The sequence below is a fragment of the Kurthia populi genome (genome assembly GCF_042686175.1).
Classification (GTDB): Bacteria; Bacillota; Bacilli; order Bacillales_A; family Planococcaceae; genus Kurthia; species Kurthia populi.
This window is the reverse complement of sequence record NZ_JBHUOR010000041.1, coordinates 22,318-38,893: the sequence shown is the minus strand read 5'-3', so window position 1 is coordinate 38,893 and position 16,576 is coordinate 22,318. Positions and strand designations below refer to the sequence as shown.

Sequence of the window (16,576 nt, the reverse complement as noted above, 5' to 3'; positions counted from 1 at the left end):
GTTTATGGACATACAATGGGCGAGTTATATGCAGCCGCTGTCGTATCAGCTTGCTCATACGACAACGCTACGCCAGGCGGCACGTTATTTTTCAAATCAAAAAGTTCATGTTGTCGTCATTGTAGAACGAGGTCGCGTCGTCGGAATTTTAGAAAGTGAGCAAATACTAGCGCATATCGATGAACTAGAGCGCTTAGTGTCAGATATTATGCAGCCGGTTCAGACGATAGGGATTGAGAAAATATCATTGGAGCAAGCCTTTCCGGTCGTTGTTGAAAATCATCAGCATCAGCAAATTGGCCTTTTAACAAAGGACGTCATGCACGTCTTAATGAAGGACTTTATGGAGCGCTATGGGTTAGAGAAGCGTGCCTTTGCAATGACGCTGCAGCATGCTTATGAGGGCATCGTCGTTGTAGACAGCAACGGGATAATCGTCGAATTTAATGATGCCTATAGCCGTTTTACCGGTGTGCCACATGCCAATGCCATTGGGCGTCATGTGACGGAAATTATTGAAAATACGCAAATGCATGTCGTTGTAAAAACGGGCATCGCAGAGCGTAACCAGCAGCAACTCATCAATGGTCAGGAGATGCGAGTCCACCGACTACCGCTTATTCAAAAAGGCGTCACAATCGGCGCTATTGGCTTTTTAATGTTTGAGGAAATTACGAAAATTTATAATGTTTATGATCAAATGCATCAAAATAATTTACTACAGCAATCTTCTCATATGAAAGACACGCTACATACGCATGAGCGTGATTTAATTATTCAAGTACTAAAAGAGCATGGTGGCAATAAGGTGAGAGCCGCAGAAGCGTTAGGCATTCATCGCACGACATTGTATCAAAAGCTAAAAAAGCTACACATTGAACAGGGGGAGTAAGAGCATGGATAAAGTAAAACAATCTTTTGAAGAAATCGTCAAGCAAATTCCAGATGGTGCATCAATTGCTGTTGGTGGGTTTGGATTAAGTGGGATTCCTGAAAAATTAATTTTAGCGCTTATGAAACAGGGTACGAAAGATTTAACGATTTATAGTAATAACTGTGGTGTCGATGATTGGGGACTTGGCTTGCTATTAAAAGAAAAGCAAATCAAAAAAATCGTCGCATCGTATGTCGGTGAAAATAAAACGTTTGAACAGCAGTTTTTAAATGGTGAAATCGAGGTAGAGCTCACACCACAAGGAACGTTAGCGGAGCGTCTACGTGCAGGTGGATCAGGAATTCCAGCGTTTTATACAGCGGCAGGAGTGGGGACACCAATTGCAGAAGGGAAGGAAGTGCGTAATTTTGATGGCACGGATTATTTATTAGAGCAAGGCATTATCGCGGACTTCGCGTTTGTCAAAGGCTATCAAGCAGACCGCTATGGCAATATCGTCTATCGTCATACGGCACAAAACTTTAATCCGTTATGTGCGATGGCTGGAAAAGTAACGATTGCAGAAGTTGAGGAAATTGTTGAACTCGGCACATTAGCACCAGATGCTATCCATACACCAGCTGTTTTTGTGCAGCATGTGCTTAAAGGGACAGACTATGAAAAACGCATCGAAAAACGTACGGTACGTTCAAAAGGAGGCGAAGCGTAATGGCAGCTCGTGAAGTCATTGTACAGCGCGCAGTAAAAGAGGTTCAGGATGGGATGAATATTAACTTAGGAATCGGCATGCCAACGCTTGTGGCGGATGCACTCCCTGAAGGTGTCGACGTATTATTACAGTCTGAAAACGGTATGCTTGGTATTGGACCGTACCCAGTAGAAGGTACAGAGGATGCGGATTTAATCAATGCTGGTAAGGAAACGATTACCGCGGCAAAAGGGGCGTCGTATTTTGACAGTGCGACGTCATTCTCAATGATTCGCGGTGGTCATATCGATTTAGCGATTCTTGGCGGTATGGAAGTGTCAGAGCGAGGAGACCTTGCGAACTGGATGATTCCTGGCAAGATGGTCAAAGGCATGGGCGGCGCAATGGATTTAGTCGTTGGTGCAAAGCGTGTCATCGTTATTATGGAGCATGTGAATAAGCATGGGGAATCGAAAGTGAAAAAGACATGTACCTTGCCACTAACAGGGCAGCAGGTCATTAGCCGTTTAATTACCGATTTAGCGGTATTTGATTTTACACCGGAGGGTATGGTGTTAATTGAATTATTAGATGGTCATACATTAGAGGAAGTAACGGAAAAAACAGAGGCAAGCTTTCAAAATGGTTTAAATAAAGGCGAAGCCAAAAGTCGCTTTTAACTAAAAAGAGGTGGATGTTGCACCTAACTAAAAACCTAAGATCTACTTAAAAACACTTTCAAGGCGAAAGCCATTGGAAGTGTTTTTTAAATAGGGAAAAAATGAACTTGTTTAACAAATTAAAAAAAGCGTTATCAGGAGCAGGCCCGCTGATAACGCCCTCATTGAATGTAGATTGACGATTTTATTTAAGAACAACAACGGCCGGCTGTGTTCATATTTAAAGCTATGAGTGCATAATCGCGCCACCATTTACGTGAATGCATTGCCCCGTCATATAACTTCCTTCAGAAGATGCAAGTAAAACATAGGCTCCTACAAGTTCTTCGGGTTGTCCAGGACGACCGAGCGGCGCATCTTGACCAAATTCTTTTACTTGCTGTTCATCGAAAGTTGCTGGAATAAGTGGTGTCCAAATAGGGCCAGGTGCGACCATGTTCACGCGAATGCCTTTTGGTGCGAGACTTTGTGCTAAGCTACGAGTAAAGCCGACAATCGCGCCTTTCGTAGCGGTATAATCAATTAAAATCGCGTGGCCTTTATAGGCATTAATAGACGTTGTTGAAATAATCGTGTCGCCTTCTTGTAGATGAGGAACAGCAGCTTTAGTTAAATAAAACATTGGATCTACATTTGTCTCAAATGTACGTTTCCATTGATCATTCGTAATATCTGTAAATTCTTCTACAGGAAATTGAATCCCTGCGTTATTGACAACAATATTTAATTGACCAAAATGAGCAATGGTTTTCTCCACGAGTTGTTCGCATTGCTGTGGTTCGGTTAAATCAGCAGGAAGTAATAAGACGTCACGCCCTTGTTCTTTTGCAAAAGCGGCTACCTTTTCTGCCTCTTGCTGTTCTTCTGGTAAATAATTTAGCGTAATATCGGCGCCTTCACATGCGAATGCCATTGCAACAGCGCGGCCAATACCGGAATCACCACCCGTAATAATGGCGACTTTATCTTTTAGTTTCTGCGCACCTTGATAATCAAAAGGCTGTACTGGTTCAGGATGCATTTGTTGTTCCATTCCTGGTTGACGTGATTGTGTTTGTGCAGGTGCTTGCTTCATATAATCTTTGTTTGTCATATAAATACTCCTTTAATCATTATTTTTTTGACGTTGTTTCTTTTGATATGTTTGGTACATAAGTTGGCTAACGGTATATACACTGAAAAATACTGCTGCTACGACGCTAATGAGTGTCACAATTAAAACAAATACTTCTGTAAACGTAAGTGCGGCGAGTTTAGAAAGTGTTACGCCATCTTTTAATTCATCAATGACTAAATTCATGCCAAATGCTCCGGATATTACGGTGGACATTGTTAAGAAAAAGAGCAAATTATTTTGCTTGATATCAGATAAATGTTCTTGTGTCGAGTAAAGATGTTGCAAGGAATGAAAGGCTTCATCATAAATCCGTTGTAAATCAAGCGCTTGTCGTAATAATAAAGTTAGTTGCTTTTCTTTAAGGCAGAAATATCTCGGAAATCATATTGCGCTTCAAAAAGGGTCATCTTTTTCATAAGTGAACGAATAAAGGCAGCATCTTTTTTCCAGTCGATTTTCGCGTAAGCATTTGAAAAAGATAATAAGACAATCTTTTGGAAATAATGAATCACTACTTGATAAAATAATGGGCCATTAAAATACCGCCGTAAAGACGCATATGGTGTCGATTTAGGAGAGAGTGAAGTCCAAAAAACACCACTTTCTTCCGCCTGTATATAGCGAATTGTCGGGCTATGACGAATAAGTTCTCCTTCTTCAACATAGCGATTGATATAGCTAGGAGAAACGTAAGGAGCAAGTTGTTCATTTAGTGAAAAGGCACCTGGACCGCCGTTTAGTTGAAAGAGTGTTTCATTCGTCGCTTCCACAGAGGCCGCAATAAAATGATTTGCTAGTAAGACGCCATCTTGAAAACGTTCAAAACGTTGAAACGCGCCATTTTTTGCGAGATACGGAAGATGTGCAAAAAGTTCTTTCTTTAAAAATTGTTCAAATGATGTATAGCGCTTTTCTTCTATGGTAAAAGAACGCTTAATTTTAAATTCTTTAAACTGTCTAAATGCTTTTGCTAAATCTTCTTTTGAAGCCTCGTCATACGAGACATGAATAACGATAAAAGCAACCGCGAATGGACATATGATTACATCGATACTTGGAATAGAAAAAGACAGCTGCAAATCATTTAATGTACCATGCAGGTGACTATTTTTTGAAAAACGTTGAAAGCCATTTTCAGGAGTGCAAGAAAAAATCTTTTCACTTACATAGGGCATAAAATAATGCTTAAGTGTTTCAAAATTATCTTCTATTTCATCACCATAGCGTACAAGGGAAGCAGTCTCTTTTTCATATAGTAAAAAATGCTGTTCGATGAGTTGATTTTAAATTGCTGTCGCCTCGACATTATGAAGTGAGATGGGCAAAAAATAATGCGAATAGGCATTCGAAATTTCCATACATCACATTCCTCCTTATTTAGTAGCATTGCCAAAAGCATACTGTTTAAACAGTTAATCCTTTTTTGGGAAATAAAAAAACAGCCATCTAGAAGCGAGATAGCTGTTTTTACTCTATTAAGGATTGCGTAATTTTTTAAAGGGTAGACGCCAGCGACGTATATAAGAAATAATACGTAAAGCCGTCATGACGACAAATAATACATAAAGGCCAATATCATCGGTGACAAGCTTTAAGCCGATAATAAGACCAATTAAAATCGCCCAGGCGGCGTATACTTCATCCCGTAAAACAGTGGGCTTGCGGCTCGCTAATAGGTCGCGCACAATCCCGCCACCAGCACCCGTCAACACAGCGGCAACGATGGCAGCACTAAGTGGTAAATTTAATTTTACAGCAAATAAAGCGCCTTGGATGGCAAAAGCCGCTAAGCCAATGGCGTCAAAAAAGTTTCCCCAGAGTGGCCAATGACGTAATAGGCGCTGCGGGAATAAAAACATGATCGTAATCGATACAAGGGCGATTTGAAAAAACATTTCCTGTTCCCAAAGTGCGGATACAGGGACACCGATAAGGAGATTACGAATGGCACCGCCACCAAAAGCGGTAACGACGCCAAGGAGGTAAACGCCAAAAATATCGTACTCTTCCTCCATTGCAACAATTGCGCCTGAAATGGCAAAGGCAATTGTGCCAAAAATACTTAAAACTTCCCAAGCCAGCGTGACCAACTCCTTTCATTTAATCCAATGAATTGTAACAAAAACTTGTCTGTTTTTCACTAAGTTTGTTTGACGATTCGTTATTTATTGTTAAGATTGAAGAGAACTTTAAATAAGGAGTGGAATTAGATGGCATTCCAATCAACATTAACTGCACAAACGCAGCAATTAGGAAAAGAAATCGAACAAAAAATAACAGCACAATTTGAGCGTATCGAAGAGATTGCTTTTTATAACCAACAAAAGGTACTCGCAGCATTTCGTAACAATCAAGTAAGTGAAAATCATTTTAATGGTACGACAGGCTATGGCTATGATGACGAGGGCCGTGACAATTTAGAACGTGTTTATGCGGATGTTTTTGGTGCAGAGTCAGCACTTGTACGTCAACAAATTATCTCGGGCACACATGCGATTACGTTATCATTATTTGGCGTATTACGTCCTGGTGATGAATTAATGTATATTACAGGGCAACCGTATGATACATTACAATCAATCGTTGATGGTGGCGACAAAGATACCGGTTCGCTAAAAGACTGGGGTATTGATTATCAGCATATCGATTTAAATGCAACAAATAAAGTGGATTTTAATGCGGTAAGAGCAGCGATTTCAGAAAAAACAAAAGTGGTGGCCATTCAGCGTTCAAAAGGTTATGCAACACGTCCTTCATTTACGATTGATGAAGTCGCAGAAATGATTCAACAAGTACGTGCAATGAAAGAAGATGTCATTATTTTCGTTGATAACTGCTATGGCGAATTTGTTGACTACAAAGAGCCAACAGAATTAGGTGCGGATTTAATGGCCGGTTCGTTAATTAAAAATCCAGGTGGTGGCTTAGCAAAAGTGGGCGGCTATATTGCAGGGCGCGCGGATTTAGTTGAGAAATGCGCGTACCGTATGACGACGCCAGGCATTGGTGCAGAAGCGGGTCCGTCATTAAATACATTAACGGATATGTATCAAGGTTTCTTCCTATCACCACATGTTGTATCACAAGCGTTAAAAGGCGCGGTATTCTCAGCAGCGATTTTAGAACATGTCGGTATGACACCAGAACCACGCTTTGATGCGAAGCGTACGGATTTAATTCAGTCTGTATCTTTTAATAATGCACAACAAATGATTCAGTTCTGCCAAGCTGTCCAACAAAATTCGCCTGTTAATGCACAGTTTGCGCCGGAGCCATCGCTTCTACCAGGTTATACAGATGAAGTCATTATGGCAGCGGGTACATTTGTGCAAGGCGCAAGTATCGAATTTTCTGCGGATGGTCCAATTCGTCCTCCTTACACGGTCTATATGCAAGGTGGTTTAACATACGAACATGTGAAAACAGCCATCTTAAGCGCTGTTCAGCAAATGCACTAATAATAAGCGAGCACGTCCTCAGTTATGCGGAGATGTGCTCGCTTATTTTCTTATATTCTGATTCGATTGAATTGTTCGAAAAATGATATGTTAATTTTCCTAACATGGAATTGACATGAAATCTAACATGGTTTAGTATAGGACTTGTGAAAGGCGAGGTGAGCGAGATGAGTCGTGAGATAAGACGCTCGATGCCACTACTACCTATTAGTATAGTGATGCAGTTAACGGATTTAACCGCACGGCAAATTCGTTATTATGAAGAGCATGAGTTAATCGAGCCTGCGAGAACAGAAGGCAATCGCCGCATGTTTTCACTCAATGATGTAGATGCCTTATTAGAGATTAAAGATTTACTTGACCAAGGCATCAATATGGCAGGGATTAAAAAAGTTTTTGCATTAAAGAACGAACCTGTAGTAACGAACCAACATAAAAAAGACATCACAGACGCGGACTTACGCCGCATACTTCGTGAGGAAATGCAGCAGGCTCAGACCATGCAACGCACTTCGCTCAGACAAGGTGATTTATCTCGTTTTTTTAGACGTTAAAAAAATGAGTTTGTAAATAATACGTAAAACAATTAATTAGGAGCTGATTTTCAATGGGTAAGTATACAAAAGATGATATTCGTAAATTGGTTGAAGAAAAAGAAGTAAAATTCATCCGTCTTCAATTCACAGATATTCTAGGTACAATTAAAAACGTTGAGATTCCTGTATCTCAATTAGAAAAAGCATTAGACAATAAAATGATGTTCGATGGTTCTTCAATCGAAGGTTTCGTACGTATCGAAGAATCAGACATGTACTTATATCCAGACCTTGATACATTTATCGTATTCCCATGGACAACTGGGAAAGGGACTGTATGTCGCTTTATCTGTGACGTATACAAAGCAGATCTTACACCATTTGAAGGGGATCCACGTAACAACTTACGCCGCATCCTAGCCCGTATGGAAAAAATGGGCTTCTCATCATTTAACTTAGGACCTGAACCAGAATTCTTCTTATTCAAACTAGATGAAAAAGGCGAACCTACTTTAGAATTAAATGACCACGGTGCTTACTTTGACTTAGCACCAACGGACCTTGGTGAAAACTGTCGTCGTGATATCGTTCTTGAGCTAGAAGAAATGGGTTTTGAAATTGAAGCATCTCACCATGAAGTGGCTCCTGGACAACACGAAATCGACTTTAAATATGCAGATGCCATCACAGCTTGTGATAACATCCAAACATTCAAATTAGTAGTTAAAACAATTGCACGTAAACACGGTTTACATGCCACATTCATGGCAAAACCATTATTTGGTGTCAACGGTTCTGGTATGCACATGAACGTGTCACTATTTAACGGGAAAGAAAATGCATTCTTCGATGAAAATGCAGAGATGAAATTGTCTGAAACTGCTATGCAATTCATGGCGGGCGTATTAAAACACGTTAAAGGGTTCACAGCAATCACAAACCCAACAGTAAACTCATATAAACGTTTAGTTCCTGGCTACGAAGCACCTTGTTACATCGCTTGGTCTGGTCAAAACCGTTCACCATTAATTCGTGTACCAGCTTCACGTGGTTTATCAACTCGTATCGAAGTACGCTCAGTTGACCCAACGGCGAACCCATACTTAGCAATGGCCGTAATTCTTGAAGCAGGTCTTAACGGTATTGAACAAAAATTAACACCGCCAGCAGCAGTAGACCGTAACATCTATGTAATGGATGCTGAGGAACGCGCTGAAGTAGGTATTGGCAACTTACCAGAAAGCTTAAATGATGCGCTAAAAGAATTAGCAGCAGATAAAGTAGTCCAAGATGCACTTGGCTCACATATTTATGCCAACTTCAAAGAAGCAAAAGAAATCGAGTTCGATATGTTCCGTACGAATGTACACCCATGGGAACGCGAACAATACATGAAAACATACTAAGCCGTTCAAACCTTAGAGCCACAAGCAATTGTGGCTCTTTTTTTATACTCTTTTTATACCCACTTTGGTCTGTTCTATAAACTTAGCCCAAAATTGGACCAAAAACGTTTCTTAAACGTTCTTTTTCATATATTCGTCGAACAATTCTATCGAACGAGTTTTCATCTTATTTGTTACGTGCGAATAAATATCTGCGGTCACTTGCATAGATGAATGTCCTAATCGTTCTTGAACTTCTTTCATCGTTGCGCCAGCTTCAAGCATCATCACAGCATGAGTGTGTCGCGTTGAATGAATCGGCAGCGAATCATATTCGATTGATTTTAACGCCGCTTTAAAACTATTGTCGATTGTTGAGTTTGGCCAAGGCGTTCCATCAGCGCGTCCAAAAACAAAATTATGTTCTGTATCATACAACGAACCTACCAATGAACGTTTTTCGATGCGATACTTCACATAAGTTTTCAATTTCTGCATGAATGACGGCCGCATAACGATAGTACGTTCAGATGATTCAGTCTTTACGACATCCAGCCGTTTTTCATCGCCACGCGCTTGATAGTTATATGTTTCATCTACGCGTATTGTATTATTCGTCCAATCAATGTCATTCAGTTGTAGAGCAGTGCATTCACCTTTACGCATACCACTTTCAAATAAGCACTCGAAAAAGATTGCCTGGTCATAGTTTCTTCTATATAAGAACTCTAAAACCTCCTGCACGTATTTTGTTTCGAGATATTTAAGTTTCTTACGCTCACGCTTACCAATTTTCACGTATTGAACTGGACTACTTATTAAATAGCCATTAATAACAGCTTGTTTAAAAGCGAGTGCAATCGGCGTGTGAATACGCCGCACTGTACCTGCTGAAAATTCTTCGAGTAATTCGTTGATGAAGCGTTGGTATCGTTTAGGCGTTAATTCTTTCACTTGAACATGCCCTATTTTTGGTACGATGTGATTTTTAATTACTTGGCTGTACGTTTTTCGAGTATTGAGTGCGTAGTCATCTTTCTTTTGTTCAATGTTTTCTTCATACCACTCACTAACGAATTGACCGATTGACTGTCCTTTTACACCACGATCCTCCGCTAAAGTTTCATAACGACGAGTAGCTGCTATCTCCGCTTCTTTCTTGGTGCGGTAGCCACCCTTCGAAACAGTGCGATATTTCACTTTACCTTTTACATCTACTTCTTTAACACTAATACGATATTCCCAGCCACCTGTACGCTTACGAAATGACGCCATTTGTTTCACCTCCTTTATAAACAATATTCCCGTTTGTGGAAGCGTGTAATCGCTCATACTCACGCAAACGTTTGACTGCGCGGTATTCATTCATCAAACATTTCTCTTTCACAAAGCGTTCAGCCTTAGCAATATTCATATTAAACACCTTATAATCATCAAGAATAAATGTCGGTGCGCATGCCAAGAGAGCGAAACGATTCGCTTTCATCTCTTGAAAACTAACAAAACTATCGGCAGGTGTACCAAGAAACTGCATTTGATTGCCACAATGCAATTGCAGGTGGCCTAACTCATGACAGAATTGAAACCACATTTCTTCTATATCAAGATTTTTATTTAAAAAGATATATTTCTTTCCTTCGAAGATTAATGCTTCAGAACCCTCATCATAATAATGCGTTTCAATTTCTAAATTCTTTGAAATAGAAATAGGGTTTAAATCTCCAATATCTGTAATGCCATGTACAGTGTACAAATCTGTAACAATTTTATCCAAATTCATCATATTCCCCCCAAAATTAAGAACATGTGTTCTTTTGTGTCTATAACCATATTATAGTTACTCTTTCTTTATTTTGGAAGTATTACGACAAAATTTCCTATAATTAGACATGACTAATGTCATAGTTATTAAGTAAATTTGTATTAAATTAGAAATATTTAACTATTTATTCTACAATTTGTAATAAATTGATAATAAAAAACGTGCAAAAAAACACACCTAGCAAAGGTGTGTTAATGATTATCTTTAATTAAATCCCACATTTTTTTGAGCTTGCGTAAATCTTCTTCTTTAGTCTTAGGCAACTCATTGAACCAACGTTCCATTGTAGGGTCATCTTTAAAACGATTAAACTTTTCATCTTCTGCAGCAGTGTAATCTCTTTGATCGCTACGTCCTAATAAGTAATCGACCGTCACTTCAAATAAATCAGCGATGCGTCCGATAACTTCCATATCTGGTTCGCGCTCTCCGCGTTCGTACATACCAACAGCACTCTCACTTACGCCTATACGTTTGCCAAGTTCTTTCATAGTTAAAGAAGTTTCATTCTTTCTTAAACTTCTTAAACGTTCTCCGAAAGTAGTCATTGTTAAAACCTCCATATTATATCTCCTCCTTAATTTTAACACGAAACGTGTTAATTAAATATTTTTTTAAACAAATTAACACATAATGTGTTGACAACACGAAACGTGTGGTTTATAGTTGTATTACAAGCAACACGAAATGTGTTGTTGAAAGGCGGTGAGACAATTGAACAAAAAGCAAATCGGCATAACGCTCACTGAACTCCGAGGTGATGAATCAAGGTTGTTAGTCGCAGAAGCTATTGGCATTAGTAACAGCGCACTTCAAATGTACGAAAATGGAAAGAGAGTACCACGTGATGAAATAAAAGTTAAAATCGCGAATTATTACAATAGAAGTGTGCAGGAAATTTTTTTTGAAAATGAACAACACGAAATGTGTTGTTGAAATAATAAAGGAGGACAACAAAATGACAAACGACAAAAACTTACCTGTTATTCATACACAAGTAATGTTAGGTAAAAACTTAAAGGTTTACGGCACTGTAGAAGAACCGCTTTTCTTAGCTAAAGATGTAGCCAACTGGATTGAACATACTCAACCTTCAAAAATGTTATTAGGAATCGACGAAGATGAAAAGCTGATGGGAACATTATTCCTCTCAGGTCAGAATCGCGAAATGTGGTTCTTAACTGAGGATGGGCTGTACGAAGTATTCATGCAGTCACGCAAGCCAATTGCGAAAGTTTTCAAAAAGGAAGTAAAGTACATCCTTAAAAACATCCGAAAGCATGGCGGTCACTTAACTACAGAAAAAATTGAAGAAGTGCTGCTGAATCCAGATACCATCATCCAGTTAGCCCAAAACTTAAAGGATGAACAGGAAAAACGCAAATTCGCTGAACAAGCTGTAATTGAAGCAAACAACATTATTGAAGCACAACAACCCAAAGTGCTGTTTGCTGATTCAGTAAGTTCTAGCGAAACATCAATTCTGATTCGCGAATTAGCTAAGTTATTGAAACAAAACGGTGTAGACACAGGCGAGAAACGTTTCTTCGACTGGCTACGTGAAAACGGCTATTTAATCAAACGCCATGGTTCGGACCGTAACTTACCTACTCAAAAGAGTATGGACTTAGGGCTTTTTGAGATAAAAGAAACAGCTATCACACGTTCGACAGGCGTTGTGATAGAGCGCACACCTAAAGTTACCGGCAAAGGACAATTATATTTCATTAATAAACTTACTAAGGGGTGAACATCATGAATTTATTCTCAATCAATGAAGATTTAATGCGCGAAATGATGCAACAAGCTGTACAAGAGCAAGCTGAAAAAATCGCACAAGAGAAAATCTTCTGGACTGTAAAGGAACTTGAAGAATACGCAAATCTTTGTATCGACACAATGAAAAAAGAATTCTTCTATGATCCAGACTTTCCAAAGTTCAAAATCGGTGCAACATGGCGATTCCCAGCTACCAAAGTTAAGGCATATCTCGATACCTGGTCGCAAGAACAAATAATGTTGCAACGTGTTTCATATGTATAAATACCACAGCTAAAAGGGAGATAAACAATTGTCGCTACAGGATTTAGCAGAGCAACTACAAAAAGAGGGGGTTGACGCAGCAGTCGTTAAACGCCCGTAAGGAGATGCAAAAGAATGAATCGAAAACTAAGACAATCAAAAGGTGGTTTTTCTTAAAATGACAATTGAAACTGAAATTTTCAACTTAAATGCAATCATCGCAGAACTAGCAAAAGCAGTAACGCAGCACATTAAAAACGGTAACTCGCATACGGCAATGTTAAAGACGGCTGAACTACATGGCAAATTGGCTGTACTAGCAGAGTTCGAAAGGATGGCAGAGTATGATGCAGTACTTGTATGACTTAGTTTACGGTAACTTATTCGACATTATTACGCAGGGTTCGCTTGCTTTGTTCTTATTTTTTGGCTCTATCACATGGATGGTCCAGAAAATAAAAAAAGTCGCCAGCACTTGGAATGCTAACGACTAGATTATCGGCTTACACCGATGCAACAACATGATTATAACACACTTTAAGGCAAGCGTCAGTGCTTGTCTCCAACTTACTATTTTTTTAGTCGGTTGGATAGTTGCACTGACATAGCGTGACTATCGTTCTTTGACAACTAAATAGATGGTTTAGGCCATCATCGAGAGCATAAGGTGCTTTGGATGATGTGTTAAACGCATCAAAGAAGGGGTGGGAATTATGAAAAATATTAAAAAAGTAATTCGCGAAGTAAGATACACAGTCATGGGCTTTAAAGCCACATTTACTCAATTAGGGTGGTACATCACAGGCGATACGCATAAGACGTACACAAGCGAAACAGCTACAGTGAGCGCAGTAAAACAACCGCCTTAAAGACAAACTCCGGTTTGTCATCGAGAGTCCAACTTTGGGCTTTGGATGATGCATCGGAAACTCAAAGACTTAGTTTCTTTTTGCCACACAAAACTAAACTGAAAGGCTTTGCTTCGTAGGTGCATCAATAATTTTAGGAGGGCTTCATATGGTACAAAAGCAAAATAGTACATTCATGATTCCGCAATATGTCCAGTCGGCTATCTTACAGCGACAAGGCTTCGCGGCACTTGGAGAAATGGATGATTTATGGTCATCACTTGAAATCGAAGAACATTTCAAACAGTTCTACACAGTAATCCCACTTGACGCAGACGAAGATTACATTTTAGAAAAAATCTTAGCGTCTTTTGAGGATGGCGAAATCGAAGAAATGATGCATCAATACAAAATCGCGAATCCATTCGAATGCGCTAAAGTAGCTGGGTATCTTACAGAACTCCACGATCACTACATCATGAGCGTAACTTACCCAGATGCACTCACGAAAAAAGCCGACTACCACTAATAGTCGACTAAGCAATATGTATTACCTTTGGTGCCGGCACGAATGTCGGTACCTCATTAAATAATATTTACAGAATTATACCCCAAAAACAGGAGGAAATAAACATGAAAAATGTACAAATCAAAGCATTAACTTCTGAAAACTTCAAAGGTTTGCACTCTACATTCGAAGCAAACGGTCAAAATGTTGACATTTTAGGTGATAACGCGACAGGTAAAACAACTACGGCAGACGCGATTTCGTGGGTTTTGTTCGATAAAGACAGCCAAAACAAAAGTAAATTTGCTATTAAAACACTAGATGAAGATGGCAACGAACAGCGCGGCGGCGAACACACAGTCGAAATGGTTCTTTTAGTTGACGAGTTGGAAGTCAAACTGAAGAAAACATACCGAGAGAAGTGGACTAAAAAGCGCGGTGCTGCTGAAAAAGTATTCGAAGGTAACGAAACGAAATATTGGATTGATGATGTACCGTCTAAAAAAGGCGAGTACACAGCAAAAGTCGCTGAAATCATTGACGAGGACACATTCAAATTACTAACAAATCCGCTGTACTTTTCGGAAATTCTTCCTTGGGAGAGCCGCAGACTTCTACTAATGAAGTTAGGCGCGGTTACAGACGAAGATGTCGTGACAGAAAATCCGAAACTGGCAGAGTTGATGTTTGCTCTAAGTGGTCGTTCATTTGATGACTTCAAGAAAATCACGACTGCAAAGAAAAAGGAAATCAATAGCGAGTTAAAAGAAGTGCCAGTACGTATTAGCGAACTCCAAAAGCAATGCACATTCGCTGGTGATACAGCGCCTTTAAAAGCAAAAATCGCTGAACTTGATAAAGAAATCGAAGTGTTAAACGAACAGATTTCAAACATCAAAAACGGCGGTGCAATCGCTGATAAGAAAGTTTTGCTCGCTGAAAAGCGCGCTGAACTAACAACGTATCAAGCTGAATTTAAAGCAAAGGCAAATGAAGATGTCTACAAATTACAAGCACGTACACAAGAGGAACAAACAAATCTTCTTATTATGCAACGTCCGTTAAACGGCTTGCATGAACAGGTCGCATTGCTTGAAAGTGCGATTGCTGACAGCAAGGCCAAAGAAACAACGTTAAAAGCTGAAAAGGCTGAAATGCTTCAAAAATATCACGCTGAACGTGCAGTCGAATTTGTATATGAAGAATCATGCACATGCCCGACTTGCAAACAGGATCTACCGCAAGAGCAGCTAGAAGCTGCACGAACAAAAGCGCTCGAAGATTTCAACCTAGCAAAATCAAAGAAGCTAGATGGATTAGTCCACACTGGCAAACAAATTGCAGGTGAAATCGCAAACGAAGAAGTGAAACAAAACGATGCTTTACTCAAAATCAACGAATTAAAAGCTGACATCGAAGAAGCTGAAAAGGCTCTTGCGAAGAAGAAAGAAGAAGTTGCGAAGTTTGAAAAAGAACTAGCGACAAAACAAGCTGCCGCACCGACTTTAGATAAAGATGAACAGTATCAAAAAATGGTCGCAGAAGGTACGACACTAGGTGATGAAATCAAATCGCTCGAAGAACATGCAAATGAAGCGATTGCAGACGTTGAAAAGCAAAAGCAAGCAATCACAGCGCAACGTAGCGAACTAAGCGCAGAAGTAGCGCAAATGGGTAATGCCGAAGTGTTAAAGGCTCGTATTGCTGAATTAGAACAACGCGAAACAGAACTAGCGAATGAGTACGGGAAAATCGAAGCACAGTTATTCCAGATTGAAGAATTTATGAAGGTGAAATGCGAGCTGTTAGAAGAAAAAATCAACAGTCATTTCAAACTCGTAACATTCAAATTGTTCGACACGCAAGTTAACGGTGCAATCATTGAAACGTGTGAGGTGCTGGTAAATGGTGTTCCGTTCTCGACAGGCCTTAACAACGCGGCTCGCATCAACGCAGGTATCGACATTATCAACACACTTTCAAAACATCACGAAGTATCAGCGCCAATTGTAATTGACAACGCTGAAGCAGTAACAAAATTAATCGACACAGATGCACAAGTTATCCGCTTAATCGTAAGTGCTGCAGATAAAACATTACGTGTTGTAACAAATGAGGTGAGTGTACATGCGTGAACATAAAATCCGCATTTGGGATGCGGACAATAACGAAATGTTAGGTCCATTCGATTTAACGCAAAACCCAATTTATTGGGCGGATAAAATGCGTGATGGCGTATTAATACAGTACACAGGCTTGAAAGACGTAAATGGCGTTGAGATTTATGAGGGGGATATTATCCGTCATACAGAAAACGTACGAGTAGGGACTACAAGAAGCCGTCGTGGTCGTAGTAGAAAGTACGATACATTCGCAGTTTATGGTGATAGGGAAGTCATTAGTGTAGTGCGTTTTGATGTTTTTGAAAATACTTTAGGTTTTATCACTAGCACGAACTCAAATACTGCATACGATTCGTATTTTTTCGGAGAAGGGAAACGCACAGACAAACCAGATTTATACATTCAAAACCTAACAGATAGATTAAATGTTAAAAAAGAGTATGAAGTCATCGGCAACATCTACGAAAATAAAGAATTATTGGAGGAAAAATAAT

General features: G+C 39.6%; 21 protein-coding genes. 14 read left to right on the top strand and 7 right to left on the bottom strand.

Translation table 11 applies throughout. From position 1 onward, the window contains the following. The first annotated feature begins 4 nt into the window (after positions 1–4). Genes ACFSY7_RS08515 through ACFSY7_RS08505 form a run of 3 tightly spaced genes read left to right on the top strand, consistent with a single transcriptional unit; the run spans position 5 to position 2,263 of the window. Entirely contained in the window at positions 5–892 is an 888-nt protein-coding gene (locus tag ACFSY7_RS08515; RefSeq protein WP_380147586.1) for a helix-turn-helix domain-containing protein, read from the top strand. A gap of 4 nt (positions 893–896) precedes the next feature. Beyond that, positions 897–1,604 (top strand): CoA transferase subunit A, encoded by a 708-nt coding sequence (locus tag ACFSY7_RS08510; protein WP_380147585.1) that lies wholly within the window; start codon positions 897–899, stop codon positions 1,602–1,604. After that, on the top strand, positions 1,604–2,263 hold the full coding sequence (locus ACFSY7_RS08505; RefSeq protein WP_020189538.1) for a 3-oxoacid CoA-transferase subunit B: 660 nt from the start codon (positions 1,604–1,606) through the stop codon (positions 2,261–2,263). The genes ACFSY7_RS08510 and ACFSY7_RS08505 overlap by 1 nt, the downstream gene beginning before the upstream one ends. Positions 2,264–2,489: 226 nt before the next feature. Here the strand turns inward: ACFSY7_RS08505 and ACFSY7_RS08500 are convergent, their stop codons facing one another. From ACFSY7_RS08500 to ACFSY7_RS08485, 4 genes are all read right to left on the bottom strand, one after another. Continuing rightward, a complete protein-coding gene (locus tag ACFSY7_RS08500; RefSeq protein ID WP_380147583.1) occupies positions 2,490–3,356 on the bottom strand; it encodes an SDR family oxidoreductase in 867 nt (288 codons plus the stop codon). A gap of 12 nt (positions 3,357–3,368) precedes the next feature. Continuing rightward, positions 3,369–3,563: a hypothetical protein gene (locus ACFSY7_RS08495; protein ID WP_380147582.1), complete on the bottom strand. Its 195-nt coding sequence runs from the start codon at positions 3,561–3,563 to the stop codon at positions 3,369–3,371. 161 nt (positions 3,564–3,724) lie between these two features. Further along, positions 3,725–4,555 carry a hypothetical protein gene (locus ACFSY7_RS08490; protein ID WP_380147581.1) on the bottom strand — a complete coding sequence of 277 codons (831 nt, stop codon included), beginning with the start codon at positions 4,553–4,555 and terminating at the stop codon, positions 3,725–3,727. A gap of 300 nt (positions 4,556–4,855) precedes the next feature. Beyond that, on the bottom strand, positions 4,856–5,461 hold the full coding sequence (locus ACFSY7_RS08485; RefSeq protein ID WP_044527269.1) for a trimeric intracellular cation channel family protein: 606 nt from the start codon (positions 5,459–5,461) through the stop codon (positions 4,856–4,858). A 129-nt stretch (positions 5,462–5,590) separates the two neighbouring features. Here ACFSY7_RS08485 and ACFSY7_RS08480 point away from each other — a divergent pair, with 129 nt between their 5' ends. The 3 genes from ACFSY7_RS08480 to glnA all read left to right on the top strand — a co-directional run bounded on the left by ACFSY7_RS08480 (position 5,591) and on the right by glnA (position 8,780). Next, complete coding sequence (locus ACFSY7_RS08480) at positions 5,591–6,838, top strand: methionine gamma-lyase family protein (RefSeq protein ID WP_380147580.1); 1,248 nt, start codon at positions 5,591–5,593, stop codon at positions 6,836–6,838. Between the two features lie 167 nt (positions 6,839–7,005). Further along, positions 7,006–7,392, top strand: a complete 387-nt coding sequence (locus ACFSY7_RS08475) for a MerR family transcriptional regulator (protein WP_044527207.1) — start codon at positions 7,006–7,008, stop codon at positions 7,390–7,392. A 53-nt stretch (positions 7,393–7,445) separates the two neighbouring features. Then, positions 7,446–8,780 carry a type I glutamate--ammonia ligase gene (gene glnA, locus ACFSY7_RS08470; protein ID WP_380147579.1) on the top strand — a complete coding sequence of 445 codons (1,335 nt, stop codon included), beginning with the start codon at positions 7,446–7,448 and terminating at the stop codon, positions 8,778–8,780. Positions 8,781–8,891: 111 nt separating this feature from the next. On the opposite strand, the gene ACFSY7_RS08465 is transcribed toward glnA, so the two are convergent. The 3 genes from ACFSY7_RS08465 to ACFSY7_RS08455 form a co-directional block, all read right to left on the bottom strand. Next, positions 8,892–10,034, bottom strand: a complete 1,143-nt coding sequence (locus tag ACFSY7_RS08465) for a tyrosine-type recombinase/integrase (protein WP_380147578.1) — start codon at positions 10,032–10,034, stop codon at positions 8,892–8,894. Next, complete coding sequence (locus ACFSY7_RS08460; protein ID WP_380147577.1) at positions 10,018–10,539, bottom strand: ImmA/IrrE family metallo-endopeptidase; 522 nt, start codon at positions 10,537–10,539, stop codon at positions 10,018–10,020. Before ACFSY7_RS08460 ends, ACFSY7_RS08465 begins: the two co-directional genes overlap by 17 nt. 233 nt (positions 10,540–10,772) lie before the next feature. Further along, positions 10,773–11,129 (bottom strand): helix-turn-helix domain-containing protein, encoded by a 357-nt coding sequence (locus ACFSY7_RS08455; protein ID WP_380147576.1) that lies wholly within the window; start codon positions 11,127–11,129, stop codon positions 10,773–10,775. Positions 11,130–11,295: 166 nt separating this feature from the next. On the opposite strand from ACFSY7_RS08455, the gene ACFSY7_RS08450 reads away from it, so the two are divergent. From ACFSY7_RS08450 to ACFSY7_RS08415, 8 genes are all read left to right on the top strand, one after another. Then, positions 11,296–11,517, top strand: coding sequence for a helix-turn-helix domain-containing protein (locus ACFSY7_RS08450; protein WP_380147575.1), 222 nt, complete (start codon positions 11,296–11,298; stop codon positions 11,515–11,517). A 22-nt stretch (positions 11,518–11,539) separates the two neighbouring features. Continuing rightward, on the top strand, positions 11,540–12,331 hold the full coding sequence (locus ACFSY7_RS08445) for a phage antirepressor (protein WP_380147573.1): 792 nt from the start codon (positions 11,540–11,542) through the stop codon (positions 12,329–12,331). A gap of 5 nt (positions 12,332–12,336) precedes the next feature. Beyond that, positions 12,337–12,624, top strand: coding sequence for a group-specific protein (locus ACFSY7_RS08440; protein WP_380147572.1), 288 nt, complete (start codon positions 12,337–12,339; stop codon positions 12,622–12,624). Between the two features lie 157 nt (positions 12,625–12,781). Next, positions 12,782–12,967, top strand: a complete 186-nt coding sequence (locus tag ACFSY7_RS08435) for a hypothetical protein (protein ID WP_380147571.1) — start codon at positions 12,782–12,784, stop codon at positions 12,965–12,967. A 349-nt stretch (positions 12,968–13,316) separates the two neighbouring features. Further along, positions 13,317–13,472: a hypothetical protein gene (locus ACFSY7_RS08430; RefSeq protein WP_380147570.1), complete on the top strand. Its 156-nt coding sequence runs from the start codon at positions 13,317–13,319 to the stop codon at positions 13,470–13,472. A 148-nt stretch (positions 13,473–13,620) separates the two neighbouring features. After that, entirely contained in the window at positions 13,621–13,980 is a 360-nt protein-coding gene (locus tag ACFSY7_RS08425) for a hypothetical protein (RefSeq protein WP_380147569.1), read from the top strand. Between the two features lie 104 nt (positions 13,981–14,084). Beyond that, positions 14,085–16,094 (top strand): AAA family ATPase, encoded by a 2,010-nt coding sequence (locus ACFSY7_RS08420; protein WP_380147568.1) that lies wholly within the window; start codon positions 14,085–14,087, stop codon positions 16,092–16,094. Next, on the top strand, positions 16,087–16,575 hold the full coding sequence (locus tag ACFSY7_RS08415) for a YopX family protein (RefSeq protein WP_380147567.1): 489 nt from the start codon (positions 16,087–16,089) through the stop codon (positions 16,573–16,575). Before ACFSY7_RS08420 ends, ACFSY7_RS08415 begins: the two co-directional genes overlap by 8 nt. The last annotated feature ends 1 nt before the right edge of the window (position 16,576 follow it).

Bases quoted from the DNA above. Each gene is read 5' to 3' on its own strand.
- ACFSY7_RS08425 (WP_380147569.1), top strand. From the start codon at position 13,621: ATGGTACAAAAGCAAAATAGTACATTCATGATTCCGCAATATGTCCAG.
- ACFSY7_RS08455 (WP_380147576.1), bottom strand. From the start codon at position 11,129: ATGACTACTTTCGGAGAACGTTTAAGAAGTTTAAGAAAGAATGAAACT.
- ACFSY7_RS08445 (WP_380147573.1), top strand. From the start codon at position 11,540: ATGACAAACGACAAAAACTTACCTGTTATTCATACACAAGTAATGTTA.
- ACFSY7_RS08500 (WP_380147583.1), bottom strand. From the start codon at position 3,356: ATGACAAACAAAGATTATATGAAGCAAGCACCTGCACAAACACAATCA.
- ACFSY7_RS08465 (WP_380147578.1), bottom strand. From the start codon at position 10,034: ATGGCGTCATTTCGTAAGCGTACAGGTGGCTGGGAATATCGTATTAGT.
- ACFSY7_RS08420 (WP_380147568.1), top strand. From the start codon at position 14,085: ATGAAAAATGTACAAATCAAAGCATTAACTTCTGAAAACTTCAAAGGT.
- ACFSY7_RS08435 (WP_380147571.1), top strand. From the start codon at position 12,782: ATGACAATTGAAACTGAAATTTTCAACTTAAATGCAATCATCGCAGAA.
- ACFSY7_RS08510 (WP_380147585.1), top strand. From the start codon at position 897: ATGGATAAAGTAAAACAATCTTTTGAAGAAATCGTCAAGCAAATTCCA.
- ACFSY7_RS08515 (WP_380147586.1), top strand. From the start codon at position 5: ATGGACATACAATGGGCGAGTTATATGCAGCCGCTGTCGTATCAGCTT.
- ACFSY7_RS08440 (WP_380147572.1), top strand. From the start codon at position 12,337: ATGAATTTATTCTCAATCAATGAAGATTTAATGCGCGAAATGATGCAA.
- ACFSY7_RS08460 (WP_380147577.1), bottom strand. From the start codon at position 10,539: ATGAATTTGGATAAAATTGTTACAGATTTGTACACTGTACATGGCATT.
- ACFSY7_RS08495 (WP_380147582.1), bottom strand. From the start codon at position 3,563: ATGAATTTAGTCATTGATGAATTAAAAGATGGCGTAACACTTTCTAAA.
- glnA (WP_380147579.1), top strand. From the start codon at position 7,446: ATGGGTAAGTATACAAAAGATGATATTCGTAAATTGGTTGAAGAAAAA.
- ACFSY7_RS08475 (WP_044527207.1), top strand. From the start codon at position 7,006: ATGAGTCGTGAGATAAGACGCTCGATGCCACTACTACCTATTAGTATA.
- ACFSY7_RS08415 (WP_380147567.1), top strand. From the start codon at position 16,087: ATGCGTGAACATAAAATCCGCATTTGGGATGCGGACAATAACGAAATG.
- ACFSY7_RS08490 (WP_380147581.1), bottom strand. From the start codon at position 4,555: ATGCCCTATGTAAGTGAAAAGATTTTTTCTTGCACTCCTGAAAATGGC.
- ACFSY7_RS08480 (WP_380147580.1), top strand. From the start codon at position 5,591: ATGGCATTCCAATCAACATTAACTGCACAAACGCAGCAATTAGGAAAA.
- ACFSY7_RS08430 (WP_380147570.1), top strand. From the start codon at position 13,317: ATGAAAAATATTAAAAAAGTAATTCGCGAAGTAAGATACACAGTCATG.
- ACFSY7_RS08505 (WP_020189538.1), top strand. From the start codon at position 1,604: ATGGCAGCTCGTGAAGTCATTGTACAGCGCGCAGTAAAAGAGGTTCAG.